Raw genomic sequence first — 25028 nt, 5'->3', positions numbered from 1 at the left:
CGCATATGCATATAGAAATGGTCAATTTTACAACGAGTGAACCAATCATCGGTAAACAGACTGAAATGAAAGATACGAAGTTAGGAGAATACGTAGAAATTGGTGAACAAAATCATCTTGATAATGTAACGGTTGGCGCGTATTCTTACACAGGGCAGTATTGCTTCATCCAAAATAGTCAGCTAGGAAAATTCATTAGCATGGCGGCAATGGTCAGAGTCGGACCAACCAATCATCCTTACGAAAGACCTAGTCAACATATTTTTACATACAATGGTGAAGGATTTGGCTTTCCTGCTAAAGATCAAGAATTTTTGGCAAAACGGAAACAAAAAGTGACCACAATTGGCAATGATGTCTGGATTGGGCACGGTGTGGTGATTCAAGCTGGAGTAAAAGTAGGTGATGGTGCGGTAATTGCATCCAATGCAGTCGTGACCAAAGATGTTCCTGACTATGCGATAGTCGGTGGCGTACCAGCGAAGACAATCAAGTATCGCTTTGAGGAAGAAACCATCGCTGCTTTAAAACGGATCCAATGGTGGAACTGGTCACGCGCGAAGTTAGAAGAACACTACTTAGATTTTCGCAAACCAATCTCAGAATTTATCGAAATTCACGATCAATAAAAAAGGCTGAGACAAAACGAATGACTATGGCAAATAAAGACCAAAAAATTTAGAAGTTTGAGAAACAAACTTCTAAATTTTTGGTCTTTTGATTATAGCTGAATAACTTATTTTCTATTGCATTTCGATAGTTAGGTTGCCTTTTTTTGCTTTGCCTGCTTTGAGCATCGCATAGTAGATTGCATAGGAGATGACACCCGATAAAACGACGCCGACAAGTAAGAATGTCAAGAAGCCATTAAAGTTCGTAGCCCATAAATTCAACGGAGCAATCAGTGAGTTCAATCCTAATCCAGCTAGCTCATACGTTGTTTCAAAATGAAAAATAACAGTCGCGATTGGGGCACAAATAACTGCTGAAATAAACGGCGGAATGACCATTTGTGGATGCAACGTCAAGTTCGCAAATTGAATCTTTGGTGTGATTAATCCCTGGGCAATATTGGCACCAATTTTATTTTCACGAAAGCTCATTACAGTGAAGCCGACAAATTGAGCTGTACAGCCAATCAAAGCAGCTGCTGAAGAGACCGGATCTAGTTGCAAGGCAATGGCTAGTGCTGCTGATGAAGCAGGCGTCATTAATAAGATACTCCAAGCCAATGCGACAACACTTGAACCAATAATTGGTGAGATAGTGACAGAGTTTGCAATCATTTGGCTTAACCAAAGTAAAAACGGTGTTGTGACATAAGCTAATAACACACCACTAATTCCTCCGATAAACAGACTTCCAAATGGGACCAAAATCATATCTAATGGTGTTTTCCCTGTTAACCACTTACCGACTAGTGCGGCAATTAATCCAGCTAAGACGGCACTGATTGGTTGCCCAGTGGTAAAAATCCCACCGCCAGCCAATTGAGAGGCTGCATGACCTGTAATTGTAATACTGCTAACACTGTCTTGTGTGAAGTAGACCGCATTTGCTCCGACAGTTGACGCAATCATTGAACTAAAGAGCACCAATGTATTGGTCCCCAATTGATAAGCGATCCCCGCTCCAAAAGCTGGTGCTAATAATAGTTTAGCCATTGTACCGATTTGGGTAATTTCAGCAATACCTGTGAATTTTCCAATAGTCTCAAATAATAAACCAATTCCTAGTGCTACCAAAACGGCATTAGAAATACCAGCCGAAACTTTATATACATAATCTTTGACGATTTCTTTCCTTGTCATTGTTTTTGTTTCTGTAGTGCCCATTTAGTTTCCCCCTATGGATTTAGAACAACTGTCTAAATTTTCTAAAAATTACGATTAGTCAGATTTTAAATGAAATAAAAAGATTAATCAAGCATTTTACATGAAAATACTTTATTTTCTTGAAATCTTCCTGAAATCAGGAGAGGATGAGACAAAATCGTTCAGCTACAAACCAAAAACCATCCAATCAGAAGTTATTTTCAAACTTTTGGATTGGATGGTTTTAGTAATTAGTTCTGTATTATTTATGAACGTATTGATCAGAGCTAAACGCAATTGTCACAACCTAGTAATCGGTGTTCCAATCGCAGCTCTCTCGGCAATACGCCATAAATTTACAAAATTTAAAAAGCAAATTTCGAAATTTCTGAACGTATTGCTCAGAGCTGAACGCTTTTTTTTACAACCTTGGTTAATCGGTGTTCCAATCGCAGCTCCTCGGCAATAAGTCGCAAAGTCCCAAAAAATTTGAGGAACAATTTTCGGGCTTTTCGAGCTTATTGCTCGGAGCTAAACGCTTTTTTCACAACCTCTGTTTGTCAAAGGGTAGCAATTTTTTGCATATCTTCTGAGGATAATTCAAAGTCAAATAACGCTAAATTTTCTTTTTGGCGTTCATTGTTGTGTGATTTAGGAATAACGATTACGCCTCTTTGTACTTGATAGCGCAAGGCAACTTGTGCCCAATTTTTATTATAGGCTGCACCGATTTTACATAGCGTTTCTTTGGCTTCATCTGACACTTTGGTCAATGGGCCCCATGCTTCTGGGACCACGTGGTTTTCTAGACAAAAATCAATAATTGCGTCATTCCAATTTCCTGGATGTGATTCGATTTGGTTGACGGCGGGTTTAATACGACTATGTTCAAGCAAGTAGCCTAATTGCTCTTGATTGAAATTTGATACGCCGATTGCTTTTAAGACTCCTTTATCAACAAATGCTTCTAGGACACGCCACATTGCAAGAATTTGTTCTAAATTATCCCATGGATGATGAATCAAATAAAGATCAATATAATAAAGATCAATATAATCTGTATCTAAGGCGGCCAAACTACTTTCAACGCCTTCTTTTACAGCGGCAGCATCTTTGTAGTAAGCTTCTTCACCAGGAATTTTTGATGTTAGGAAAAAAGCTTCTCGACCTAGACCAGTTTCTTTTAACCCTTTTGCGACGACTGCTTCATTACGATAGGCAATTGCTGTATCAAATAAGCGATAACCATTGGCTACGGCTTCTTTTAACTCGGTCGTCTCACCGTTAATGGTGCCCATGTATTCACGATTTTCTTTTCCAAATGTATTTGTACCGCTTCCAACTACAGGTATTGTCAGACCATTGTTCAATTGAATTGTTTCCATTACAAATTCCCTCCTTAGTGATGCATAGGTGATACAGTTTTTATTTTAACAAAGTAAGAAACGAACAGCTATTGAGACCGCCTTATTTTTGTAAAATAAAAAAATGATTCATTCTTTAGGCGAGAAAGCACCATTTTATAGAAAGAACAGGTATAATAATGAAAAAAATGAACAACAAGGAGTAAGGAAATGAATGGGCTAGAACAAATGGCAAAAAAGCAGTTAAGCAGTGTCTTATTTACTCCAGATCAGATTGTGAAATTAGTATTGCCGATTATCGTTGACCAAAGTTTTATCATCGGGATGGCAATTTTTAATACGGCGATGATTAGTTCGGCAGGAATAGCCGCAGTCAGTGCTGTCAATATGGTGGAATCATTAAATATTTTTTTAGTGAGTATTTTTATTGCGTTGGCAACTGGGGGAACGGTACTTGTCGCTCAGGCACGAGGGAAGAGAGACCAAGCGCTCCTACAAAGGGCAGCGACCAATACACTGGTTACCGTTTTTTTACTTGCTTTTTTGTTTTCGTTATTGATGCTGGTATTCCATCAACAAATTCTAACAGGAATTTTCGGTGGATCAAGTGAAGCAGTTATGAAAAATGCACGCATCTACTATATTGGATCGGTGGCTAGCTATCCTGCCTTGGCCATTGTAGAAGCGGCATGTGGCGTATTAAGAGGTGTAGCAGATACTAAAACTTCTTTCTTCTTATCGTTTGTGACGAATTTTAGTTATGTTGGTTTGAATTTACTCTTTATCTTAGTGTTTCGTTTTGGTATTGTCGGCATGTCAGTAGCAATCAATATTGCCAGAATTGCCGGGGCATTGCTTTCGTTGTGGTATCTACTTTATCGAAATGAGGAATTAGCCATTACTATTAAGCGTATGATTCACTTGGATCGTCAGATGATGAAGCGAGTCTTAGTTGTTGGCTTTCCCTTTGCGGCAGAGCAGCTTTTCTTTAATGGTGGCAAAATTATTACGCAGATTTTTATCGTCGGCTTAGGAACACTTGCATTGACCTCAAATGCGATTGCCACGTCACTGACAATGTTACTGGAAATTATTCCGGGTTCACTGACACTTGCTTTGGTGCCGATTGTTGGCCAATCGATTGGTGCGGGTGATACCCAAAGTGTCAAACGATTTTGGCGAGCATTTGTTGTCTTGTCATCACTAGCAACACTGGTTACTGGGGTGCTATTGCTGTTGTTGTATCCGTGGATTATTGAACTATTTAATGCACCAGCTAGTGTTGAGAACACGGTCTTTTGGATTACGGTGATGGTCATGATTTTTCGAATCATTTTCTGGCCAGTAAGCTTTATTACGCCGTCAGCTTTACGGGCAGCAGGGGATGCTAATTTTACTTCCTTGGTTTCATTAAGTAGTATGTGGGGCGTGCGTATTGTTCTAGGGTATTTACTGGGTATTACCTTCCATTATGGCTTATACGGTATTTGGGCGGCGATGTGTTTAGAGTGGGGTGTACGGGGTGCGATTTTTGCTCTACGCTTAAGAAGCAATGCCTGGATGAAAAAACGCTTAGTGTAGCCTTCAAGGTTGTGACAAAAGCGTTTAGCTCCGAGCGATAAGCTCGGAAAGCCCGAAAATTGTTTCTCAAATTTTTGGGACTTTGCGACTTATAGCCGAGAGAGCTGCTTTTTGAACACTGATTACCAAGGTTGCGACAATTGCGTTTAGCAGCAATAAGCTCAGAACTGCCTTGCTGCTAAACTCTAACAGCAAGACAAAATAAGTTACTATGAAAAAGACCAGACAGTCCAGAAGGTTGAAAAACAACTTCTGGACTGTCTGGTCTTTTTGCTTGTGTCTAAACAGTTCTGTCTCAATCTCATTATTGTTATCGTTACCATCGCTCATTAAAAACATGCTACTATGGTGGTAGTTAAGGATTGGGTTAAAGAAAGAAGGGGTTAATTCGGTATGCGAATCATTATCATTGGAGGCTCAGTATCTGGTGTCGCGGCGGCAATAGAGGCGCGTAAGCAATTACCAGATGCAGAAATTAGTTTGCTAGAAAAGGGTACAGCTGTAGGTGTATTGCCTAATCATTTGTTTTGGCTATTGGCAAAGGATGACTCTTGTCAACGAGCGTATCTGGCGACAGATAAGGAGTTAGCGGCTAACTATGATATTAATGTCTATCTTCATACGACAGTGGTGTCGCTTCACAAGTCGCATCTAGTCACGCGAGATGGGCAAGTATGGCCCTTTGACCGAGCGATTATTGCGACAGGCTCTGGTCAATTTTCCACTCTCATTACTGCGCATGAAGTTATTGAAGACGACATGAAGCAACAAGTGAACCAAGCGAGTCTCGTTCAAAAAATAGATCAAGCCGACTCCATCGCAATCATTGGGGCCGGTCTGTTAGGGATGACTTTTGCATCTGCGTTGGCACATACGGATAAGCACGTACTCGTTTTTGAACGGGCCAATCTTCCTCTGATCCGCTATTTCAACCATGACCTCGTCCATACAATCATGGCTAATGCTTCATCTGCAATTGACTTTCACATTGGAGAAGCCGTAGATGATGTAACCGCGCAAGCAAGCGGTCAACTTATAGTAACGGGAAAAAATAGCTATCCAGTCGACTTGACGTTGCTCGCTGTTAATACCCGGCCGTCGACGCAAGAATTAACTGAATCCTTGCAGAAAAATGCAGATGGCACTATCTGGGTCGATGACTATTTGCAGACGTCAAAACAGCACGTCTTTGCGATTGGCGATGCGATTCAAGTGACATTTAAGCTGACGGGCGAGTCGGTGTATCTTTCGTCGATTGCCAATGCGTTGCGGACAGCACGTATCGTTAGTCATAATTTAAAGCAGCTTATCCAAAAAGATCCGGGTACAGTAAGGCCGTATAGCTGTGTGTTATTTGATCGATGGTATGGCACGGTTGGCTTGACGTTGCAAGAAGAAATGTTTTATCCAAAACAACTAGCGAGCTATAAGGTTTCATTAGCTGAGGAGGAGCATGTCACTTTGATTTATGATACAAACCAAATTGTCGTAGGTGGCCAACTAGAAGCAAACCATTTACCCATAGAGCATTGGCACCATTTAATTCAGATGGTACAAAAAGGATACTCTTTAGATCAATGTATAGTGAAAGGAAACTATATGAATAAGTTAAGTGACCAAGACTTGGCAGAATTGGAGGTGGGCTTGGATGCGATTGGATGAACTTTTAGAAAAAAAAGAAGCCACTCAATTCCAATTGTTACGAGAAATTGTCTTAGCTGGCGGCAGTCAAATGGTCCAAACGTTAAGAGAAAAGTCTAAGCTATCCAAGAGCGCCTTTGAGCAATATATCCAGGAATTAGAAGAATTGTCTCGCTATCAACCCGATGTATTTGAATTAAAAAATGATGGCTTAATGGTTCGACTAACTTTTCCCCTAACGAGTAGCTTAGAAAGTTTATTAAGCAAATGGGTCATCGAAAGTATCTCATTTCAAATAATGGCCTTTTGTTTGCAACACGCTGAGTTTAAGACGGTGCAATTGGTGACTCACTTGGGCATTAGTGAATCGACACTCTTCCGAAAAACCAAAGAGTTAAATAGAAAACTGCATGAATTTCGGATTCAAATCAAAAATGGTGGCTTGCAAGGTGAAGAGCTGCAAATTCGTTATTTCTATTTTCATCTGTACGGCCAATTGTCTGCTTACGTACCATTAACGAGTCAATGGCAAGTAGATGCAGATCGTTTTGTCAACGCATTAGCGGCACACCTAGACGTGACGTTTTCCCAGGCGAATACGCAAAAGCTCAGTCTATGGCTAAAAATCATGCAAAAGCGTTGGTTAGTTAAAAAACCAGAGCAAACCGAAATCAAAAAGAAATTAGCTTACTTTACGGACGATGTACTGTACCAAGCTGCAGATGAATTCATGACGTTGTACCTTAGTAGGACGGCTGTCGAAAATAGTCGCTATGAAGCCATGTTGTTTTATGTTTTTTTGGTATGCTTTGAAGTATTTGAAGAAGAAGACTTCTATCAATATGATCTGCTGCGTAGTAAGAAATTACCGACCGCAGTTTTAGATACGTATATTAGAGAGACAATCTTACTTTACTATCGACCACGACGACTATCCATTCAGCTCGAGAAAAAATTTGGCTATCAAATCGCTCACATCAATAACCGCGTCTACTTTTTTCAAGGACGCATTGAATTGTATAATCGCCAACATATGATTGAACTTCAGCGGCGCCTACTCGGTAAAACATTGAGTCAATTGTTAAATCAATTGCTGGTCCTAGTATTTGAGCAATTAGATAAGTACCAAATACAGCAGACCACTCTACATGATTTTTTAGTCATCAGCTATGCAAGTGTGTTGATGATGATTGATTTTTCCGTGACACAGACTGTCTATGTAGCTGTAGATTTTACTAATCTACCTGCGTATCGCTTCCCTTTCTATCAACTTATTCAGTTAGAATTGAAGCCACTGAATGGAGTAGAGATCAGCGAGTACGATGACCAGCAGGACTATGATTTGGTGATATCACCGAAAGTCCCACCGCGGAATCAGCAGCAAAGCCAGTGGTACATGCTGTCCGAATTTGTCTCAAATTATGATTTACAGACTATAAAGCAAATAATCGAACAAATTCGCCATTATAAAAATTAATAACTAGAGGTTGTGACAATTGCGTTTAGCTCCGAGCAATAAGTTCGAAAAGCCCGAAAATTGTTCCTCAAATTTTTTGGGACTTTGCGACTTATAGTCGAGGAGGTGCAATTGGAACACCGATTACAAGGTTGTGACAAAAGCGTTCGGCTCCGAGTATTACGCTCAGAAATTTCGAAAATTGAATTTAAAATTTTTGAACATTTCTGACGTAATGTCGAGAGAGCTGCTTTTGAAACACCGATTAACCAAGGTTGTGACAATTGCGTTTACCTCCTACGACCAAAAGCCAGAAGTTATTTTTCAAACTTCTGGCTTTTTGCTAGCAGTTGAATGTTTCTGCTATACACGCCAACCTATGTGATAGCTGGAATCTGTCAAAAAAAAGAAAAATAACTTTTTTTTTGACAGGTATAGTCAAGTGTTTCCGTGTATGATAGGACTACAAAAAGAAAACGATTACACAATCAAGGAGGAATTTCAATGACAGAGCAAACGTACATTATGGCAATTGACCAAGGAACAACCAGTTCACGGGCGATTATCTATGACAAAAAAGGCACACAAATCGGTAGTTCGCAAAAAGAGTTTACGCAATATTTCCCACGTGAAGGCTGGGTGGAACACAATGCAAATGAAATTTGGAATTCTGTCCAATCAGTTATTGCAGGCGCATTTATTGAATCAGGTATCAAGCCTTCACAAGTAGTAGGGATTGGCATTACCAATCAACGGGAAACAACTGTTGTATGGGAAAAAGACACTGGTCGTCCTATCTACAATGCAATTGTTTGGCAATCACGTCAATCAGCACCCATCGCAAATAAATTAAAAGACGAGGGTCATAGTGAGTTCATCCATAAAAAAACCGGATTAATCATTGATGCCTATTTTTCTGCAACGAAAATTCGCTGGATCTTAGACAATGTCGAAGGGGCGCAAGAGCGAGCAGAAAAAGGCGAATTACTTTTCGGTACGATTGATACATGGCTAACATGGAAACTAACAGACGGTGGCGTACACGTGACAGATTACTCCAATGCAAGTCGGACAATGCTCTTTAATTTACATGACTTAGATTGGGATCAAGAAATTTTAGACTTACTAAATATTCCACGTGAAATGTTACCAAAACCAGTATCCAATTCAGAAGTATATGGCTACACGCAAGGGTTCCACTTCTATGGTAGCGAAGTGCCAATCTCAGGTATGGCGGGCGACCAACAAGCGGCATTATTCGGACAAATGGCATTCGAACCAGGCATGATAAAAAATACGTACGGTACCGGTTCATTTATCGTGATGAATACCGGTGAAGAGCCTCAATTATCGGAAAACAATCTATTGACGACAGTCGGATACGGTATTAATGGCAAAGTGTATTATGCCTTAGAAGGAAGTATCTTCGTGGCTGGATCATCCATTCAGTGGCTACGAGATGGCTTAAAGATGTTGGAAAAATCAAGTGACTCAGAAGAAGCTGCTCGCCAATCAAAAAATGATGATGAAGTATATGTCGTACCTGCATTTGTCGGGCTGGGTGCACCGTATTGGGACCAAGACGCGCGTGGAGCGATGTTTGGTATTACGCGTGGGACGACCAAAGAAGATCTAATCAAAGCAACCCTTCAATCGATTGCCTACCAAGTAAAAGACATTATCGATACGATGAAAGAAGATGCAAGTATCGATATTCCGGTATTAAAAGTAGACGGTGGGGCAGCCAATAATGGCTACTTGATGCAGTTCCAGTCAGATATTTTAGATATTCCGATTCAACGGGCACAAAATCTTGAAACAACCGCGTTAGGAGCAGCATTCTTAGCTGGTCTAGCAGTGGGTTATTGGAAAGATACTGATGAAATTCGCGAATTCTACGAAGCAGGAAAATTATTTGAACCGGAAATGCCAGCAGATAGAAGAGAACATTTATACAAAGGCTGGAAGAGTGCAGTCGCTGCAACACGTACCTTTAAACCGAATAACGAGGAGTGATAAGAATGACTTTTTCTATACATGATCGCAAAAAAATGTTGCAACAATTACAAGAATCAGAATTAGACGTCTTAATTATTGGTGGCGGAATTACCGGGGCTGGACTAGCAGTTCAGACCGCGGCCGCTAAAATGAAGACGGGCTTACTTGAAATGCAAGACTTCGCAGAGGGAACATCGTCTCGTTCGACTAAGCTTGTTCACGGCGGAATCCGTTACTTAAAAACGTTTGATGTCGAAGTAGTGGCGGATACGGTCGGTGAACGGGCGGTCATTCAAGGCATTGCACCACATATTCCTAAGCCAGATCCAATGATTTTGCCAATCTATGACGATGAAGGGGCAACGACCTTTAATATGTTTTCAGTCAAGATTGCTATGGATCTTTACGACCGACTTGCAAATGTCCAAGACACAGAATATGCCAACTATCTATTGACCGCACCAGAAGTATTGGAACGCGAACCATTGATTAAAAAAGAAGGCCTACAAGGTGCCGGTGTCTATCTTGATTACCGTAACAATGATTCACGCTTGGTTATTGATAATATCAAGCGCGCGGTAGCAGATGGTGCCTTAGCCGTTAGCAAAATCAAAGTAACTGGTTTCTTATTTGAAGGAACCACCATCGTCGGCGTCAAAGCACGTGATGAATTAACAGGTGATGTGATCGAAATTCATGCCAAATATGTCGTGAATACAAGTGGTGCTTGGGCAGATAAAATTCGCAACTTAAACTTTAAGCGGGCCATTACACCACACATGCGTCCGACAAAAGGGGTGCATTTAGTCGTAGATGCCAAACGACTACCTGTACCACAACCAACATATTTTGATACAGGTAAGCAAGACGGTCGGATGGTTTTTGCGATTCCAAGAGAAAACAAAACGTACTTTGGAACGACCGATACCGATTATCAAGGAGACTATGAACACCCAGAAGTAACGCAAAAAGATGTAGATTATCTATTAGAAGTCATTAATTATCGTTATCCTGAAGCAAAGATTACACTAGATGATATTGAGGCAAGCTGGGCAGGTATTCGTCCATTGTTAAGCAATAATTCAGGCTCTGATTACAATGGTGGGGATAACGGTGCTATTTCAGATCGTAGCTTCCAACGTGTAATTGATGTCGTTGAAGAATACAAACGCCAAGAAATCACAAAAGGAGAAGTCGAACGCGTCTTAAATAACCTTGAGATGAGCCGTGAAGAAAAACACACGTCGCCATCATCAGTGTCGCGAGGAAGCTCATTAGAACGTGAAGAAGACGGACTAATCAGCCTATCAGGTGGGAAAATCACTGACTACCGCAAGATGGCAGAAGGTGCCTTTAACTTAATTCAAAAACTATTAAAAGAAGAGCACAATCAAGCGTTTACAGGAATCGATTCTAAGCATTACCCTATCTCAGGTGGAAACTTTGACCCGACAAAAGTCAAAGAGACCGTGGAAAAACTCGCAGAAGCTGGCAAAGAAAAAGGTCTGTCAGAAGAAGATGCCACTTATATTGCTGATTTTTATGGCACCAACGCGACAATTATCTTTGATGCCATTGATAAAATTGAACCATTTGAAGGATTGTCATTGGCAGAATCGATTCGACTATGGTATGCCCTAGAAGAAGAAATGACACTGACGCCTGCTGACTATATCGTACGGCGGACCAATCATTTGTTATTCCAAAGAGAAACACTGGATGACATTCTTCCAGGAGTTGTCAATGGAATGGCACAGTACTATGATTGGTCAGCCGAAGAGACTGAAAAGCAAAAACAAGCATTACAAGCAGTAATCGATGAATCCGACCTAAAAAAATTAAAGAAATGAGGAATCGCAAATGACAGGAGACAATGCGCAAATATTTGGTGAGTTTATTGGAACAATGATCTTAATTCTATTAGGTGACGGTGTATGTGCTGCAGTAAATCTAAATAAGAGTAAAGCACAAGGCTCAGGCTGGATTGTGATTGCCTTTGGTTGGGCGATGGCGGTAACAATGGCTGTCTTTATCGCTGGCTTTATGGGACCAGCTCACTTGAATCCAGCAGTAACATTAGCGATGGCAATGACAGGAGCAATTTCTTGGAGTTTGTTTGTACCGTTCATCTTGGCACAATTACTAGGTGCGTTAGTCGGAGCCATCTTAGTATGGTTGGCTTACTTGCCACATTGGTCTGAAACGAAAGATCAAGGAGCCATCCTTGGTACATTCGCTACAGGTCCAGCGATTCGCAACTACCCAGCAAACGTAATTACCGAAACAATCGGTACCTTTGTATTAGTCTTAGCATTACTAGCATTTGGTAAAACTGATTTTGCAGGTGGCACAAATGTCTTTGCAGTCGGCGCCTTAATTCTAGCAGCTGGTCTTTCTCTAGGAGGACCTACCGGGTATGCCATTAATCCAGCTCGTGACCTTGGTCCCCGGATTGCCCACCAATTACTACCAATCTCAACAAAAGGCACATCAGATTGGGCATACTCTTGGGTACCAATCGTCGGTCCAATGATTGGAGCAGTCATTGCAGTCTTAGTATTTAACGTAATGGTTTAATTCTGTTTAGCTCTAAGCAATAAGTTTCGAAATTTTGACTGATTGATGAGACATAACTATAAAAAAGCCATAACATCCAAAAGAGTAGAACTATTTTTTGGATGTTATGGTCTTTTTTGCTTATAGTTGAAAAAATTTTCTCCATCTCTTAATGTTCAATCGAAATGTTTTACAGGAAAAAAGTCTCTGTGCTATCGTCAAACTAACAAGGGAGGTTTTTCGTATGACTGAAACAGAATTTTATTTGCTTGATGGCTACAAATTACCAAGAGTAGGTTTTGGAACCTATACCTTAAACGGTGCGGCTGGTGTCAGAACAATTGAACAAGCCATCGTGAATGGCTACCGCTTAATTGATAGTGCGTTTAACTATGAGAATGAAGGTGCAGTCGGACAAGCGATCCGCAATAGTAGTGTTCCTAGAGATCAACTAACAATCACCTCTAAACTGCCTGGACGTCACCAAAAATACGATGAAGCATTAGATGCCATTCAAGAATCTATTTTACGAACAGGCTTGGATTATTTGGATTTGTATTTGATCCATTGGCCGAATCCAAAAGAAGATTTGTATGTCGAAGCATGGCAAGCCTTAATTGATGCAAAAAAATGGGGCTGGATTCGCTCGATTGGGGTATGTAACTTTTTACCTAAACACATCAATCGTCTAGAAAAAGAAACTGGCGAATTACCAGTGGTCAATCAAATCGAGTTGCACCCTTTCTTTAATCAAGAAGAGCAACGTGACTATGATGCATCGAAAGGAATCATTACAGAAGCTTGGAGCCCACTCGGTCGCGCCAGTGCTGTATTAAAAAATGAAGTGATTGGTAAAATTGCCGACCAACATGATAAGACCATTCCGCAAGTGATTTTGCGTTGGCAAGTACAAAGCAATGTCTTACCAATTCCTAAAGCAAGTCATGCCAAAAGACAGGAACAAAATCTAGCTGTTTTTGACTTTGAATTGTCAAAAGAAGAAATGGCAGTCATAGATGGCTTGACTCAACCAGACGGACGAATTCAAAATCAAGATCCAGCAGAATACCAAGAGTTTTAAAAAGGTTGTGCCAAATGCGTTCAGCTCCGATCAATAAGATCAGAAAGTCCCGAAAATTGTTCCTCAAATTTTTGGTACTTTTTGATTTATTGTTGAGGTGCTGCATTTGAAACACTGATTAGAAGGTTGTGCCAAATGCGTTCAGCTCCGATCAATAAGATCAGAAAGTCCCGAAAATTGTTCCTCAAATTTTTGGGACTTTTTGATCTTATTGTTGAGGTGCTGCATTTGAAACACTGATAAAAAGGTTGTGCCAAATGCGTTCAGCGCCGAGCAATCAACAGAATAAATTGTGAGATAGCATGAACCACTACGAAAAAGCCAGCAAATCCAAAAGTTTGAGAAAAAATTTCGGATTTGCTTGTCTTTTTGATTGAAACTGCATCAGTTTGACTCGCTGGTTTATTTCGTTTGTTTTTTCGTTTGCCAGATTGAGAGACCATACAAGGCAATAAACCAAAAAGGCATTAAATATAAGGCTTGTCGGGTCTCTTTTTGTAGAAAGAGCACGAAACCGACAAATAAAAGGAAAGCAAAGATAACGTACGTGCTAATAGGATAAAGCGGCATTGGGAATTTGGATTTCGTTGGTTCTTGTTTACGATAACGATAGTGAGCCAAGACAATCATAAACCAAATAAAAAGAAAACAAATGGTCGATAAACTAGTCACTAACGTAAAGACACCAGAAGGCATAATCATGTTAAGCAAGACAGCTAAGACAATGACTGCGCTAGAAAAATAAATGGCTTGGGCAGGAACCAAATGCCGCGTCAGTTGGCTGTAGCGTTTTGGTGCATTCCCTTCGCGTGAAAGCGAGTGAATCATGCGACCCGTTGAGTAGATAGCCGAGTTACAAGCAGACATCGCTGAGCTTAAAACGACCAGATTGACGATTGTCGCCGCCGATGCAACGCCAATTTCCGAAAAGACTTCGACAAACGGACTTTGTTCACTACTCAATGAATTCCAAGGGTAAATTGCCATGATAATCGCCAGTGCACCAATGTAAAATAAAATGATTCGAATGGGAATACTATTGATTGCTTTTGGGATGACGGTATCTGGATCTTCGGTCTCACCAGCGACTAGTCCGACCAGTTCAATCCCTACAAAAGCAAACGTAGCCATCTGGAATGATTTTAAGAAGCCATCGAGGCCAGTCGGGAAGAAACCACCATATGACCAGATGTTAGCAAATTGAACAGTTCCCTGGTTCGTTTGAAAACGAGTGGCGATTAAGACCAGTCCAACAGCTATCAACGCGACAATCGCGATAATTTTGATGAGTGCAAACCAAAATTCTAATTCACCAAAAATTTTGACAGCAATTAAATTCAGACCAACGAGTAAGAGTAAAATGAAAATTTCAGGTAGCCAAGCTGGCAATTGTGGTAGCCAATAACGAACATAGGTACCAGTCGCAGTCAAATCAGCCATCGCAATCGAAATCCAACAAAACCAATACGTCCAGCCGGTAATGAACGCTGCTTTTGGTCCAAGGTACGATGCAATAAAGTCAATAAATGAATGTTTTGATGAATCAGAGAGTAATAATTCACCTAATGCACGCATAATAAAAAAGCAAACTAGGCCAACAATCGTATAGGCGAGTAAAATCGATGGACCAGCAAGCTGTATTGAAGTGCCCGATCCTAGAAATAACCCTGTGCCAATCGCTCCGCCTAAAGCCATTAGCTGGACATGTCGGTTTTTTAAACCGCGGTCAAGTGTTCTTTTTTCTGTTTGCATTTTATCATCCTAACTAAAATTAATATCATCTTATTCTAATCTATCTAATAAAAAAACAAATAGAAATATTTAGTTAAAGGAGAAAGGGCTTAATCGATAAACAAAAGCCAGCAAGAAAAGGACTGTTGCTGGCGAGAGTGATTGAAATTATTTTTTTATAATCATGTGAATGGCCTGTTCCATTTTTTTTGCTTGTTCATTGGGATCTTTCTCAGGATTTTCTAAACAGTCTTTTAAGTTTTCAGCGACAATTAAGCCCATCGCACGATCAATACTTGATCGCACTGCACTAAGCTGAGTAATTATATCAATACATTCTTTTTCGTCTTCAATCATCTTCTGAATACCACGTATTTGTCCTTCTGTCCGGCGCAACCGATTTATTATTTTTTTTTCTTTTTCCAGTTTAATCATTGAATAATTCCTCCTTGTTGTTTTCATTATAATACCACATAGGGTATCATAATGAAAATTTGACAAAAGTTTTATGCAGAACATTTTGATTGACTTTGTTGATCGATAAGGTTTTAATATACCCTATAAGGTATATAGAAGGAGGGAAGGAAAATGTTTTCATTGTTTCAAAAAATACCGACAATTAGCACACAAGAATTAGCTGAAAAATTGCCTGATAACATTGAATTAATAGATGTTCGAACACCTCAGGAATACCGTTCAGGGCATATAGCCAAAGCAAAAAATGTTCCATTAAACAAAATTGGTGGGTATACAGCAAAAGCAGATCAAGTCTATGTAATTTGCCAATCAGGCATGCGAAGCAAGCAGGCAGCAAAGGTTTTAAGTAAAAAAGGTTACAATGTGGTAAATGTCCGCGGAGGAATGAATCTGTGGACAGGTAAAACAGTAGGAGGGAAATAAATGAAAATTGTGATAATTGGTGGCGTGGCTGGGGGGATGTCCGCAGCGACACGTTTACGGCGTTTAATGGAAGATGCTGAAATTATTATTTTTGAAAAGGGCCCATTTGTTTCTTTTGCCAATTGTGGATTACCTTATTATGTATCTGGTGAAATTGCGAATCGTGACTCTTTATTGGTTCAAACACCTGAAAGTTTAAAAGCTCGTTTTCAATTAGATGTCCGTCCGTTGCATGAAGTAGTCGCTATCGAACCAGACAAAAAAACCGTGACAGTCAAACATAATGGAGTAGAAACAAGCGAAACATATGATCGCCTCATTTTGTCTCCAGGAGCGAAACCATTTGTCCCGCCAATCGTTGGATTACAAACAGCGACCAATGTTCATTCTTTGAGAAATGTGCCTGACCTAGATAAAATTATGCAACAAATCACGACTGATACCAAGCAGGCAGTAGTGATTGGAGCTGGCTTTATTGGTTTAGAAATGGCTGAAAATCTAAAGAAACGTGGTTTAGCTGTAACGATTGTTGAAAAAGCCCCTCACGTTTTGCCACCATTGGATGAAGAAATGGCTGCTTTTATTCAAAATGAATTGAATCGTGAAGGCATTCTCGTGAAAACAAATGATTCAGCTGTTGAATTTAAGGAAAATGGTCAAAAAATTGTGTTAGAAAGTGGTGAAGTGATCTCATCCGACCTCACGATTTTATCGGTAGGTGTCCAACCTGAAACAACATTAGCGAAAGCTGCAGGTTTAACATTAGGCTTGCGTGGTGGTATCGTCGTTAATGAACAATACCAAACGAGTGTTCCTGATATTTATGCAGTGGGTGATGCTATTGTAGTCAAGCAACAAATTACAGATACAGATGCATTAATTGCCTTAGCTTCACCAGCAAATCGTCAAGGTCGTCAAGTGGCGGATGTGATTGCAGGCTTGAATCGATCCAATCGAGGAAGCATTGGAACGGCTATCGTGCGTGTCTTTGAGCAAACAGCCGCATCAACCGGATTAAGTGAACGAGTGGCGAAACAAGCCGACTTACCAGTAGCTGTTGTCCATGTTTCAGGCAAAGACCACGCGGGTTATTACCCAGGTGCTACAGATATTTTGTTGAAGCTCATTTTTAATCCGGAAACCGGTGAAATTTATGGTGCACAAGGCATTGGTCAAAAAGGAGTCGACAAGAGGATTGATATTTTAGCTACCGCTATCAAGGGCGGGCTGACTATTTTTGACTTACCTGAGCTTGAGTTGACCTACGCACCACCATTTGGTTCTGCTAAAGATCCAGTCAATATGCTGGGGTATGCAGCGATGAATCTGGCCGAGGGGTTAAGTGAATCCATTCAATGGTACCAACTAAAAGAAGAAATAGCTGAAGGAAAGAAATTGCTTGATGTCCGTAATGAATCTGAACTAGCACAAGGCGCTTTTCCAAACGCGACGCATATTCCATTAAATAAATTACGCGACCGACTTTCAGAATTAGATCCATCACAAGAATGGATCGTCAGTTGCCATAGCGGCTTGCGTAGCTACGTAGCGGAACGAATTTTAAAACAACATGGGTTTCATGTGAAAAATCTTGACGGTGCTTTTGCTTTGTATCGCACTGTCTTACCGGAGGAATTAGTCTATGTTTAGTTCAATGTCCATGCCAGAATTTTATCAAAAAACCAAGAGAGAGCCGTTAAAGATTATCGATGTACGAGAAAAAGAGGAATATGACTATGGCCATGTGCCGACTGCCGTAAATCTGCCATTGAGTGAATTAGCTGAATCATATCCGATACTAGAAAAGGATCAAGAATACTTTCTCATCTGTCAAACTGGCAGTCGTTCTGCTACGGCCTGTCAATTTTTAGGTAACAAAGGGTACAAAGTTATCAACGTCATGGGTGGTACTTCTGCGTGGATGGGGCAATTAGAAGGATAAAAGGAGAAAGAAAAGGATGGAAGAATTAACAAATCAAACGTTTGATGCCGCTATCGCAAGCGGACTGACATTGGTCGACTTTTGGGCTACTTGGTGTGGACCTTGTCGGATGCAGACGCCGATTTTGGAAGAGTTAAGTCGAGAACTATCTGGCAACAAAAAAATTGCTAAAGTGAATGTCGATCAAGAAAGGGACTTGGCTTTAAAGTTTGGAATTCAAAGCATTCCAACTATCTTGGTTTTTCAGGAAGGTCGTTTGGTCGATCGCTTGGTTGGTGTACGAATGAAAGATGAGTTGAAACAAATCATGAACGAGTACTAATTATTGACGTAACAGCTTCATAATAATTTTAGATAGAAACGTCGGATGACTAGTCGATAGATATTAGTCATCCGACGTTTTTTCGTGAATCGGAGTTGTCGGTTCTTCGAGAATGCATCTTTGATCTTGCTTCTTCCATTTAAGAATGGCTTGAACATAAGGTGCAGAAGAATGCTCTTCTTGAATGTTTGGATGCAGGAGGTAAAACCAACGTTGGTAGTTTGGACCGAGTGGCCTATAAGCAAGATGACCTGCTGCACGCTGAGAGACAATGGAACGACCAAAACCTTTTTTTAGTAACGCCAAAATTATTTCATTGTTTTCAATGGTTACACTAGGTTCTTGGATATTTTGTTCCTCAAAATAGCGTTTTGTATAGTAGTAGACTCCAGAAGACGTTTCCCGTACCAACCATGGTCCCATGGAAGTATTCACTAACACGAGTTGATCCACAAGTAGAGGAGTCCGTTGCACAGTGTGACTGGCTAATGGTTTTTCAATCACTCCTAGGTCAATTTCATGATGCTCCATCGCTTGCAGTACCTCCCAAGAATTCAGTTGCTTGACTTGAAAGTGAGTATTTGGAAACTGGTGATAGAGGAAAATCAAGAGTTCTGGTAAAAGATAGACGGCAAAAGTGTGTGAGACTCCTAATGTCAATCTTGCTTGCTCTAATTGCTTTTTTTGCAAGATTTCTTGGACTTGTTGCCAATTTTCGACAATGGTCAATGACGCCTGATAAAGAGTATCGGCAGCGGGAGTCACTTGAATATTGGTCCGGCCATTGCGTGTAAATAAAGAACAGCCGATTTCTTGCTCCAATTGGCGGATATGGGTCGATACTGTGGGCTGACTGACAAATAACAGTTCCGCTGCTTTAGAGAAACTACGTGTTTCGTAAACGACTTTGAATGTTTCCAATAATTTGAACATAATAGACCCCTTACATTATGTAAATGAATAATAACTATTATATCAATAAATCCTATCAATAATAAATTTGGGCTATAATAAGCACATCAAAAAAAATGAGGAGCTTGATAAATGATTACCAAGATGCAAAAAAACTATTTACCAATCTTGCCAGGTTTAGGATTATCGGTCATAGTCGCAATCATAGCGAAACTACTTGCACGTATTTTTCCAACGATTGGTGGAGCAACGATCGCGATTATTTTGGGGATTATTTTAGGAAATACTTATTTTAAGCAATCTACATTAGCCGAGGGCACCAAATTTTCGGAAAGTCGGTTGCTTGAATACTCAGTCGTATTGTTAGGGTTAACGGTGACAGTTCAGACGATTGGTGAAGTGGGCTGGCGTGGTGTGCTTTATGTGTTATGTATGATGACGATTGTCATTAGTTGGACGTATTGGATTGGTAGAAAACTCGGATTCAGTCAGAAGATGACGCTGATGATGGCTGGCGGAAATGCGGTCTGTGGTTCTTCAGCAATTGGTGCTATCGCTCCAGCTATTAAGGCAGATGATCAAGAAAAAGGCCAAATCATTACGTTAGTGAACTTATTAGGAACGGTCATGATGTTAGGATTGCCAGTGATTGGTATCAATTTCTTTGCGGGTGATTATTTGGCCCAAAGTGCACTCATGGGTGGTACGTTACAATCGGTCGGACAAGTGGTAGCGGGCGCAAGCTTGATTGATGGCAAAGTGGTCCAATATGCCATGCTTTTCAAAATTATCCGGATTTTGATGCTAGTTGTAGTCGTTTATCTTTTTGGAAAAATTGCCGCCAAAAACGACGCCACAATTGAAAAAAATAAGGAAGGTAAACGAAAACTGCCCATTCCTTGGTATGTAGCGGGCTTTTTAGTTTTGTGCATTGTTAATAGTAGCATCGACTTACCTTCTATCTTTAGCACAAGTGCGCATTTCTTGAGTACATGGTTTGAAACGATTGCTTTAGCGGCGATTGGCTTGCGGTTAGATTTCCGAAAATTTTTAAAAGAAGGGCCCCAATTTTTAGCCTTTGGAGCAGCAGTCGGCGTTGTTCAGACAGCTGCGGCATTGATGCTACTATCTCTATTGCATTTATAAAAAAACTCATTCGGTGAATCAAGAAAATCTACGTACAGATATTCTTGGTCAACCAAATGAGAAACAGGTAGCCGGCGATTATTTCGCTGGCTTTTCTTCTTTCTTTTTTTTAAGTGTTAGTAGCGTTAGCGGCAATGTTAGTACAATGTAACCAATAACACTCATGATAAGAATCGTTCCCCAGAAACTAGTAATATCCAGCCAAATGATGAAGCTATAGCTAGCAACGATCGATAAGAAATAAAAACAAAAAAGTTGCACAAATCGTTTGATGCTCATTCGTTGTCACACTCCTTTCCTTCGATATGCGTGCTTTATTAGTTTTTTCAAAGCGATATTGATTTCCTTAGGTAGAAAATCGCGAATATTTTGAAAAAAAGTCAAAAAAGTGCGTATCCCTTGAAAAGGTGAAAAAAATTCTAGCAACTTTCCAAAGAATACTTCTTGGTTACACTTGGAAGAATACCATTTCTTAGCCATTCGATACAAACCAGTAGCCATGAAGAAGAGTGTTACCGCAATGAAAACAAATTCAAAAAAGAAAACCATCACTCTTACATTATAGGCAAACTTAAGAAAAAGAATCCACAAAAAACTGAATAGGACTAATTTTCCCCTTGTTGACAGTTTACGGACCAACAACCATTCTAAAAAATCTTCATGATTTTCTTTGTTCTTTTTGTACTCTTTCAATAAACTCATATTGAATCTGCCTCCCAAAATGATATCTATATTGAAGTGCTTAATCGGATGATGATGTCCAAGTATTCTTGTAACAGAAGGTGTGTTTTAAAGAATCAGTGCTGGCAATTGGAGGCAGGAGCAATCACACGTGCGATGTTAACGTGAATTCTGTTGCTTCTTCACCAAAGTCACTACAATTGGAATCATTGATACAGCTACAATACCAATCATAATCAGTGAAAAATGATCGTTTACAACTGGAATGGATCCTAAGAAGTAGCCGGCAAATAGGCCGATTGCAGTCCAACAAAGAGCACCAATGATATTGTAAAAGCTAAACAAGCGCCAGCTCATCTGACTCGCTCCCGCAATAAAGGGAATAAATGTGCGGATAAATGGTAAAAAGCGACCGATAAAGATGGTATGCTTGCCTTTTTCATTGAAGAACTGTTCTGCTCGTTGTACTTCTTCTTGGCGAATGAAGCGAGCTAGCTTGCCCTCATAAAGCACATGCAGACCGAATGTGCGGCCGATCCAATAGTTGGCCATATCACCTAAAATAGCAGCGGCGATGGCTGTCAAAAATAAAGTCGGCAAGTGCAACACTTGACTACCGACAGCCGCCAAGGCACCAGCTGCAAAAAGCAGCGAATCCCCCGGTAAAAAAGGAAACACTACGATGCCCGTTTCAATAAAAATAATCAAAAATAAAATTGGATAAATGCCCCAACCGTATTGGTTCACTAGGGCTAATAAGTGTGTATCGACATGCAACAAAAAATCAATAATTGCCACGTACTCTCGCTCCTTTTGATGATAGATTCCATACCATAGTAATCAATTTCAGCAAAAAGTACCAGTGAAACCAGTAAAAAAGCTAAATTTTTACAAATTGCGTGCTGTCGGCTTTGATTTCTTGAAAATGATCGGCAATATGCAAAGCGAAGTAGGTCGCATACTCTTCTTTGCTTAGTTCACCAAAGACACCATGTTCTTGAAGCTCTCCATCCCAAGCTTGAAAGCGATGGGTGGCATCGATTAAAGCTTGAATGCCATCGATTGGAAGTCCGTCATGGGCAATGGGTGCACCACCAGCGACGGGTGCTTGCAGATTATGAGACATTTTTTTGTCTGTTAGAAATTTTTTGACGACTTTTTTTCCGATTGTTTGACGGATTAGTTTTGGTTTCATTTCTGGGTAGCCAGTCATTGAGTAGTCGATTGTTTGTGCACAATGCAGGCAAATTTCATAGACACTCCAGTTTTTGGTGCAGACAGATTCATTTTCTTTTAATTGTTCCAAAATATTCAGCGCTTCATCTAAGGAAGCAAATTGATGGGGGATTTGTTGTAATTCAATCATGTGGCTATTCTCCTTATAATTCGAGTTCTTCTTCTAAGTTTGCGACGAGCAGTTTTAGTTGTTTCGTGGCATCTGTAAGATGTAGTTGATAAAATTGTTCGGTGCCGATTTTTGTCGCTGAGACAATGCCGACCGTTTTTAATGTTTGCAAGTGATGCGAGATTGCCGAACGGGACAATGGGGAAGCAGCGACGATTTCTTTGACCGTCAAGCGTCCTTTTTCGGATAGCAATGCGACAATATCTTGCCGATGGGGGTCTAATAGGGCTTGAAAGACTGGAATGCATTCGCGAAAGCTAGTTAATGTTTTTTTATCCATCTGTTCTCCTCATTTCATAAAACGTTTGATTAACGCTAATTTTTTTGTTGTATAGGGGGCATATAGCATCGTTAATGGCACGAAGCGGTTCTTTTTTACAATCGCTTTTTGATGGGAAAAAGTGTGGAAGCTATACATACCGTGATAGTTGCCGATACCAGATTCACCTACGCCGCCAAAAGGCAAGCGAGTATTTGATAAATGTAAAAGCGTATCGTTGACGACACCACCACCAAAAGAAAGTTGTTGTAAAACAGTATCTGTCAGTTCTTGGTCCTCTGTAAATAAATACAAGGCTAAAGGCTTTTCGTGTTCACGAATCGGTGCAATCACTTGCTTCGTGAATTGGTCTGCTTGATAGGTCAAAATCGGTAAGATAGGGCCGAATAATTCCTCTTGCATCACGACATCATCCCACTGAACATCAGTTAAAAGTGTGGGCGAGATGTAGCGGTCATCTACATCTACTTGGCCACCATGTGTTATGGTTGCGTTGGTTTGTGCAAGCATCGTTGCTAACCGTTGTGTATGTCGAATCGTTGCCATCCGGCCATAGTCGGGACTTGATTGGGGTGTATCGCCATAAAAGGTGACAATCGCGGCCCGTAGTTCTTTTGTAAACGAGGAAGCAATGGCTGCATCAACAAGAAGGTAATCGGGCGCGACACAAGTCTGGCCAGTATTCAAAAATTTGCCCCAAGCTATTTTTTTGGCAGCTTCTTTCAGATTTGCAGAGGCGGTCACGATGGCAGGACTTTTGCCACCTAGTTCTAAAGTGACAGGCGTTAAGTGTTTGCTAGCAGCGGTCATAACAATTTTTCCTACTCGGGGACTACCGGTAAAAAATATATGATCAAAGCGTTGAGCTAAGAGGGTGGTCGTCTCTTCTACACCACCGGATAGGACAGCTATATATTCTTCAGCAAAAGTGGACGCTAGCATCTCTTGGACGACGGTCGCGACATGTGGCGTTAATTCGGAAGGCTTGATGACCGCAGTATTACCAGCTGCGATGGCACCTATTAATGGCTCAATCACGAGCTGAAAAGGATAATTAAACGGCCCGATGATTAACACCGTTCCATAAGGCTCAAACAGTGAATAACTTTTTGAACCAAATAAAAACAATGGATTGCCAGCTTTTTTAGGCTTCATCCAACGGCGCAAATGCTTTTTTGTCTCGCGAATGCTTTGAAGAACAAAGCCAATCTCAGTCGCATAGACTTCGAATTCAGACTTACGCAAATCTTGCCAGAAAGCCGCATAAAGATCTGTTTCGTAGCGATGGATTGCCTGCTCAAGTTTTGTCAATTGTTCCATACGAAAGGCAAGCGAACGAGTGGTATTGGTTTGGAAAAAAATACGTTGATTCTGAAGAATGCTTGGAATAGTCGTCATAATTGGTATCCTTTCAAGTAAATATCTAAATAACTAATTATTTGGTTATTTAAGAATAAAAAAATTTTGAGTTACTGTCAAAGAATACGTACAATAAAAAAACGAGACTGAGCATAACTCAATCTCGTAAAATAGTATTAAAATTATAAAGCTTTAGCAGCCTCAGCTACGCGGTCTAAGCCAGCAGCGATAATTTCTTGTGTTCTTGAAGGGTCTGCATTGTGACCTTCAATGATTACTTCTTCGATGATGTTCATGCCAAACATTGCACCGAATGTTTTTTGCATGTAAGATACAGCAGTTTCCATCGCAGCACCTTCACCAGAGTAGACACCGCCACGAGCATTAAGTAAGATTACTTCTTTACCAGCTTGTAGTTGGTTCATTGATCCATCTTCGTTGTATGAGAAAGTGTAACCAGCTTGGAAGATGTAGTCGATGAATGTATGCAAAGCAGCTGGAATTGTTAAGTTCCACATTGGGAAAGCAAAAACAACTACGTCTGCTTTAGAAAATTTATCTTGCACTACTTGGCGAACGTCCATTAATTTTTGTTCGTCGCTAGAGAAAGGTTCACCAGCAGCTAATTTACCAAATGCGTCAAATAATGTTTGACCGATATATGGCATTTCTTGTGCGTAGACATCAAATGTATCAACTTCAACTTTAGATGCATCCAAGTTTTCAACAAATTTATTGAACATTGCTGTTGAAACGCCGTCTGGACGGTTATTTGCTTTGACAACTAAAACGTTTTTCATAAATAATTTTCCACCTATTCTAAAATATTTTCATATGGGCGATTCCCACAAAAATATCA

General features: G+C 40.4%; 26 protein-coding genes. 14 read left to right on the top strand and 12 right to left on the bottom strand.

The genetic code is table 11. The features are described 5' to 3' along the window. The first annotated feature begins 5 nt into the window (after nt 1-5). Nucleotides 6-629: a DapH/DapD/GlmU-related protein gene (locus HMPREF9088_RS01795; protein WP_007207398.1), complete on the top strand. Its 624-nt coding sequence runs from the start codon at nt 6-8 to the stop codon at nt 627-629. Nucleotides 630-743: 114 nt separating this feature from the next. Here the strand turns inward: HMPREF9088_RS01795 and HMPREF9088_RS01790 are convergent, their stop codons facing one another. Next, nucleotides 744-1835, bottom strand: coding sequence for a PTS sugar transporter subunit IIC (locus HMPREF9088_RS01790; protein WP_007207397.1), 1092 nt, complete (start codon nt 1833-1835; stop codon nt 744-746). Between the two features lie 100 nt (nt 1836-1935). Here HMPREF9088_RS01790 and HMPREF9088_RS01785 point away from each other — a divergent pair, with 100 nt between their 5' ends. Then, nucleotides 1936-2283 carry a hypothetical protein gene (locus HMPREF9088_RS01785; protein ID WP_007207396.1) on the top strand — a complete coding sequence of 116 codons (348 nt, stop codon included), beginning with the start codon at nt 1936-1938 and terminating at the stop codon, nt 2281-2283. A 91-nt stretch (nt 2284-2374) separates the two neighbouring features. On the opposite strand, the gene HMPREF9088_RS01780 is transcribed toward HMPREF9088_RS01785, so the two are convergent. Next, nucleotides 2375-3199: an aldo/keto reductase family protein gene (locus HMPREF9088_RS01780; protein WP_007207395.1), complete on the bottom strand. Its 825-nt coding sequence runs from the start codon at nt 3197-3199 to the stop codon at nt 2375-2377. Nucleotides 3200-3388: 189 nt separating this feature from the next. Between HMPREF9088_RS01780 and HMPREF9088_RS01775 the strand changes: the two genes are divergently transcribed. The 7 genes from HMPREF9088_RS01775 (at nt 3389) to HMPREF9088_RS01735 (ending at nt 13491) form a co-directional block, all read left to right on the top strand. Beyond that, nucleotides 3389-4759 carry an MATE family efflux transporter gene (locus HMPREF9088_RS01775; RefSeq protein WP_007207394.1) on the top strand — a complete coding sequence of 457 codons (1371 nt, stop codon included), beginning with the start codon at nt 3389-3391 and terminating at the stop codon, nt 4757-4759. Between the two features lie 393 nt (nt 4760-5152). Then, nucleotides 5153-6421, top strand: a complete 1269-nt coding sequence (locus tag HMPREF9088_RS01765; RefSeq protein WP_007207392.1) for an NAD(P)/FAD-dependent oxidoreductase — start codon at nt 5153-5155, stop codon at nt 6419-6421. After that, nucleotides 6408-7877 carry an AcpB/EbpR/MafR family transcriptional regulator gene (locus HMPREF9088_RS01760; RefSeq protein WP_007207391.1) on the top strand — a complete coding sequence of 490 codons (1470 nt, stop codon included), beginning with the start codon at nt 6408-6410 and terminating at the stop codon, nt 7875-7877. The genes HMPREF9088_RS01765 and HMPREF9088_RS01760 overlap by 14 nt, the downstream gene beginning before the upstream one ends. Nucleotides 7878-8360: 483 nt before the next feature. Continuing rightward, the gene (gene glpK / locus HMPREF9088_RS01750; protein ID WP_007207390.1) at nt 8361-9872 is read left to right on the top strand and encodes a glycerol kinase GlpK; all 1512 of its coding nucleotides are present in this window, start codon (nt 8361-8363) and stop codon (nt 9870-9872) included. 5 nt (nt 9873-9877) lie between these two features. Then, entirely contained in the window at nt 9878-11704 is a 1827-nt protein-coding gene (glpO, locus tag HMPREF9088_RS01745; protein ID WP_007207389.1) for a type 1 glycerol-3-phosphate oxidase, read from the top strand. 10 nt (nt 11705-11714) lie between these two features. Then, on the top strand, nt 11715-12431 hold the full coding sequence (locus HMPREF9088_RS01740; RefSeq protein WP_007207388.1) for an MIP/aquaporin family protein: 717 nt from the start codon (nt 11715-11717) through the stop codon (nt 12429-12431). Between the two features lie 223 nt (nt 12432-12654). Then, nucleotides 12655-13491: an aldo/keto reductase gene (locus HMPREF9088_RS01735; protein ID WP_040366073.1), complete on the top strand. Its 837-nt coding sequence runs from the start codon at nt 12655-12657 to the stop codon at nt 13489-13491. A gap of 402 nt (nt 13492-13893) precedes the next feature. Here HMPREF9088_RS01735 and HMPREF9088_RS01730 read toward each other — a convergent pair whose 3' ends face one another. Both HMPREF9088_RS01730 and HMPREF9088_RS01725 read right to left on the bottom strand, forming a co-directional pair. Continuing rightward, on the bottom strand, nt 13894-15243 hold the full coding sequence (locus HMPREF9088_RS01730; RefSeq protein ID WP_007207385.1) for an amino acid permease: 1350 nt from the start codon (nt 15241-15243) through the stop codon (nt 13894-13896). A 147-nt stretch (nt 15244-15390) separates the two neighbouring features. Further along, the gene (locus HMPREF9088_RS01725; protein WP_007207384.1) at nt 15391-15657 is read right to left on the bottom strand and encodes a metal-sensitive transcriptional regulator; all 267 of its coding nucleotides are present in this window, start codon (nt 15655-15657) and stop codon (nt 15391-15393) included. Nucleotides 15658-15810: 153 nt separating this feature from the next. Between HMPREF9088_RS01725 and HMPREF9088_RS01720 the strand changes: the two genes are divergently transcribed. From HMPREF9088_RS01720 to trxA, 4 genes are read left to right on the top strand one after another with little or no spacing between them, the layout of a single operon-like run. Further along, entirely contained in the window at nt 15811-16122 is a 312-nt protein-coding gene (locus HMPREF9088_RS01720) for a rhodanese-like domain-containing protein (protein WP_007207383.1), read from the top strand. After that, nucleotides 16123-17772: an FAD-dependent oxidoreductase gene (locus tag HMPREF9088_RS01715; protein WP_007207382.1), complete on the top strand. Its 1650-nt coding sequence runs from the start codon at nt 16123-16125 to the stop codon at nt 17770-17772. It begins immediately after the preceding gene. Beyond that, nucleotides 17765-18064 (top strand): rhodanese-like domain-containing protein, encoded by a 300-nt coding sequence (locus HMPREF9088_RS01710; RefSeq protein ID WP_007207381.1) that lies wholly within the window; start codon nt 17765-17767, stop codon nt 18062-18064. The genes HMPREF9088_RS01715 and HMPREF9088_RS01710 overlap by 8 nt, the downstream gene beginning before the upstream one ends. Before the next feature lie 16 nt (nt 18065-18080). Next, a complete protein-coding gene (gene trxA, locus HMPREF9088_RS01705; RefSeq protein WP_007207380.1) occupies nt 18081-18386 on the top strand; it encodes a thioredoxin in 306 nt (101 codons plus the stop codon). A gap of 63 nt (nt 18387-18449) precedes the next feature. Here the strand turns inward: trxA and HMPREF9088_RS01700 are convergent, their stop codons facing one another. After that, complete coding sequence (locus HMPREF9088_RS01700; protein WP_007207379.1) at nt 18450-19319, bottom strand: LysR family transcriptional regulator; 870 nt, start codon at nt 19317-19319, stop codon at nt 18450-18452. Between the two features lie 111 nt (nt 19320-19430). On the opposite strand from HMPREF9088_RS01700, the gene HMPREF9088_RS01695 reads away from it, so the two are divergent. Next, nucleotides 19431-20444, top strand: coding sequence for a YeiH family protein (locus HMPREF9088_RS01695; RefSeq protein ID WP_007207378.1), 1014 nt, complete (start codon nt 19431-19433; stop codon nt 20442-20444). Nucleotides 20445-20522: 78 nt separating this feature from the next. Here HMPREF9088_RS01695 and HMPREF9088_RS01690 read toward each other — a convergent pair whose 3' ends face one another. From HMPREF9088_RS01690 to HMPREF9088_RS01660, 7 genes are all read right to left on the bottom strand, one after another. After that, nucleotides 20523-20723, bottom strand: a complete 201-nt coding sequence (locus HMPREF9088_RS01690; RefSeq protein WP_007207377.1) for a hypothetical protein — start codon at nt 20721-20723, stop codon at nt 20523-20525. A 6-nt stretch (nt 20724-20729) separates the two neighbouring features. Then, nucleotides 20730-21146: a hypothetical protein gene (locus HMPREF9088_RS11380; RefSeq protein ID WP_007207376.1), complete on the bottom strand. Its 417-nt coding sequence runs from the start codon at nt 21144-21146 to the stop codon at nt 20730-20732. Between the two features lie 138 nt (nt 21147-21284). Beyond that, nucleotides 21285-21923 carry a VTT domain-containing protein gene (locus HMPREF9088_RS01680; RefSeq protein WP_007207375.1) on the bottom strand — a complete coding sequence of 213 codons (639 nt, stop codon included), beginning with the start codon at nt 21921-21923 and terminating at the stop codon, nt 21285-21287. 82 nt (nt 21924-22005) lie between these two features. Then, on the bottom strand, nt 22006-22491 hold the full coding sequence (locus tag HMPREF9088_RS01675) for a DUF1569 domain-containing protein (RefSeq protein WP_007207374.1): 486 nt from the start codon (nt 22489-22491) through the stop codon (nt 22006-22008). 13 nt (nt 22492-22504) lie between these two features. Beyond that, a complete protein-coding gene (locus HMPREF9088_RS01670) occupies nt 22505-22810 on the bottom strand; it encodes an ArsR/SmtB family transcription factor (protein WP_007207373.1) in 306 nt (101 codons plus the stop codon). Between the two features lie 9 nt (nt 22811-22819). Further along, on the bottom strand, nt 22820-24208 hold the full coding sequence (locus HMPREF9088_RS01665) for an aldehyde dehydrogenase (protein WP_007207372.1): 1389 nt from the start codon (nt 24206-24208) through the stop codon (nt 22820-22822). Nucleotides 24209-24351: 143 nt separating this feature from the next. Then, nucleotides 24352-24969, bottom strand: coding sequence for an NAD(P)H-dependent oxidoreductase (locus HMPREF9088_RS01660; RefSeq protein WP_007207371.1), 618 nt, complete (start codon nt 24967-24969; stop codon nt 24352-24354). Nucleotides 24970-25028: the final 59 nt, after the last annotated feature.

Origin of the sequence: Enterococcus italicus DSM 15952 (genome assembly GCF_000185365.1) — a bacterium.
In the GTDB taxonomy this organism is placed as follows: domain Bacteria; phylum Bacillota; class Bacilli; order Lactobacillales; family Enterococcaceae; genus Enterococcus_G; species Enterococcus_G italicus.
The sequence above is the reverse complement of the archived record's forward strand: the minus strand, read 5'-3'. Positions and strand labels throughout refer to the sequence as shown.

Excerpts from the sequence above, each read along its gene's own strand:
- HMPREF9088_RS01790 (WP_007207397.1), bottom strand. The coding sequence starts at position 1,835 with ATGGGCACTACAGAAACAAAAACAATGACAAGGAAAGAAATCGTCAAA.
- HMPREF9088_RS01670 (WP_007207373.1), bottom strand. The coding sequence starts at position 22,810 with ATGGATAAAAAAACATTAACTAGCTTTCGCGAATGCATTCCAGTCTTT.
- HMPREF9088_RS11380 (WP_007207376.1), bottom strand. The coding sequence starts at position 21,146 with ATGAGTTTATTGAAAGAGTACAAAAAGAACAAAGAAAATCATGAAGAT.
- glpK (WP_007207390.1), top strand. The coding sequence starts at position 8,361 with ATGACAGAGCAAACGTACATTATGGCAATTGACCAAGGAACAACCAGT.
- glpO (WP_007207389.1), top strand. The coding sequence starts at position 9,878 with ATGACTTTTTCTATACATGATCGCAAAAAAATGTTGCAACAATTACAA.
- HMPREF9088_RS01775 (WP_007207394.1), top strand. The coding sequence starts at position 3,389 with ATGAATGGGCTAGAACAAATGGCAAAAAAGCAGTTAAGCAGTGTCTTA.
- HMPREF9088_RS01740 (WP_007207388.1), top strand. The coding sequence starts at position 11,715 with ATGACAGGAGACAATGCGCAAATATTTGGTGAGTTTATTGGAACAATG.
- HMPREF9088_RS01660 (WP_007207371.1), bottom strand. The coding sequence starts at position 24,969 with ATGAAAAACGTTTTAGTTGTCAAAGCAAATAACCGTCCAGACGGCGTT.
- trxA (WP_007207380.1), top strand. The coding sequence starts at position 18,081 with ATGGAAGAATTAACAAATCAAACGTTTGATGCCGCTATCGCAAGCGGA.
- HMPREF9088_RS01730 (WP_007207385.1), bottom strand. The coding sequence starts at position 15,243 with ATGCAAACAGAAAAAAGAACACTTGACCGCGGTTTAAAAAACCGACAT.
- HMPREF9088_RS01710 (WP_007207381.1), top strand. The coding sequence starts at position 17,765 with ATGTTTAGTTCAATGTCCATGCCAGAATTTTATCAAAAAACCAAGAGA.
- HMPREF9088_RS01700 (WP_007207379.1), bottom strand. The coding sequence starts at position 19,319 with ATGTTCAAATTATTGGAAACATTCAAAGTCGTTTACGAAACACGTAGT.
- HMPREF9088_RS01765 (WP_007207392.1), top strand. The coding sequence starts at position 5,153 with ATGCGAATCATTATCATTGGAGGCTCAGTATCTGGTGTCGCGGCGGCA.
- HMPREF9088_RS01715 (WP_007207382.1), top strand. The coding sequence starts at position 16,123 with ATGAAAATTGTGATAATTGGTGGCGTGGCTGGGGGGATGTCCGCAGCG.
- HMPREF9088_RS01760 (WP_007207391.1), top strand. The coding sequence starts at position 6,408 with ATGCGATTGGATGAACTTTTAGAAAAAAAAGAAGCCACTCAATTCCAA.
- HMPREF9088_RS01690 (WP_007207377.1), bottom strand. The coding sequence starts at position 20,723 with ATGAGCATCAAACGATTTGTGCAACTTTTTTGTTTTTATTTCTTATCG.
- HMPREF9088_RS01795 (WP_007207398.1), top strand. The coding sequence starts at position 6 with ATGCATATAGAAATGGTCAATTTTACAACGAGTGAACCAATCATCGGT.
- HMPREF9088_RS01725 (WP_007207384.1), bottom strand. The coding sequence starts at position 15,657 with ATGATTAAACTGGAAAAAGAAAAAAAAATAATAAATCGGTTGCGCCGG.
- HMPREF9088_RS01735 (WP_040366073.1), top strand. The coding sequence starts at position 12,655 with ATGACTGAAACAGAATTTTATTTGCTTGATGGCTACAAATTACCAAGA.
- HMPREF9088_RS01675 (WP_007207374.1), bottom strand. The coding sequence starts at position 22,491 with ATGATTGAATTACAACAAATCCCCCATCAATTTGCTTCCTTAGATGAA.
- HMPREF9088_RS01720 (WP_007207383.1), top strand. The coding sequence starts at position 15,811 with ATGTTTTCATTGTTTCAAAAAATACCGACAATTAGCACACAAGAATTA.
- HMPREF9088_RS01785 (WP_007207396.1), top strand. The coding sequence starts at position 1,936 with ATGAAAATACTTTATTTTCTTGAAATCTTCCTGAAATCAGGAGAGGAT.
- HMPREF9088_RS01780 (WP_007207395.1), bottom strand. The coding sequence starts at position 3,199 with ATGGAAACAATTCAATTGAACAATGGTCTGACAATACCTGTAGTTGGA.
- HMPREF9088_RS01695 (WP_007207378.1), top strand. The coding sequence starts at position 19,431 with ATGATTACCAAGATGCAAAAAAACTATTTACCAATCTTGCCAGGTTTA.
- HMPREF9088_RS01665 (WP_007207372.1), bottom strand. The coding sequence starts at position 24,208 with ATGACGACTATTCCAAGCATTCTTCAGAATCAACGTATTTTTTTCCAA.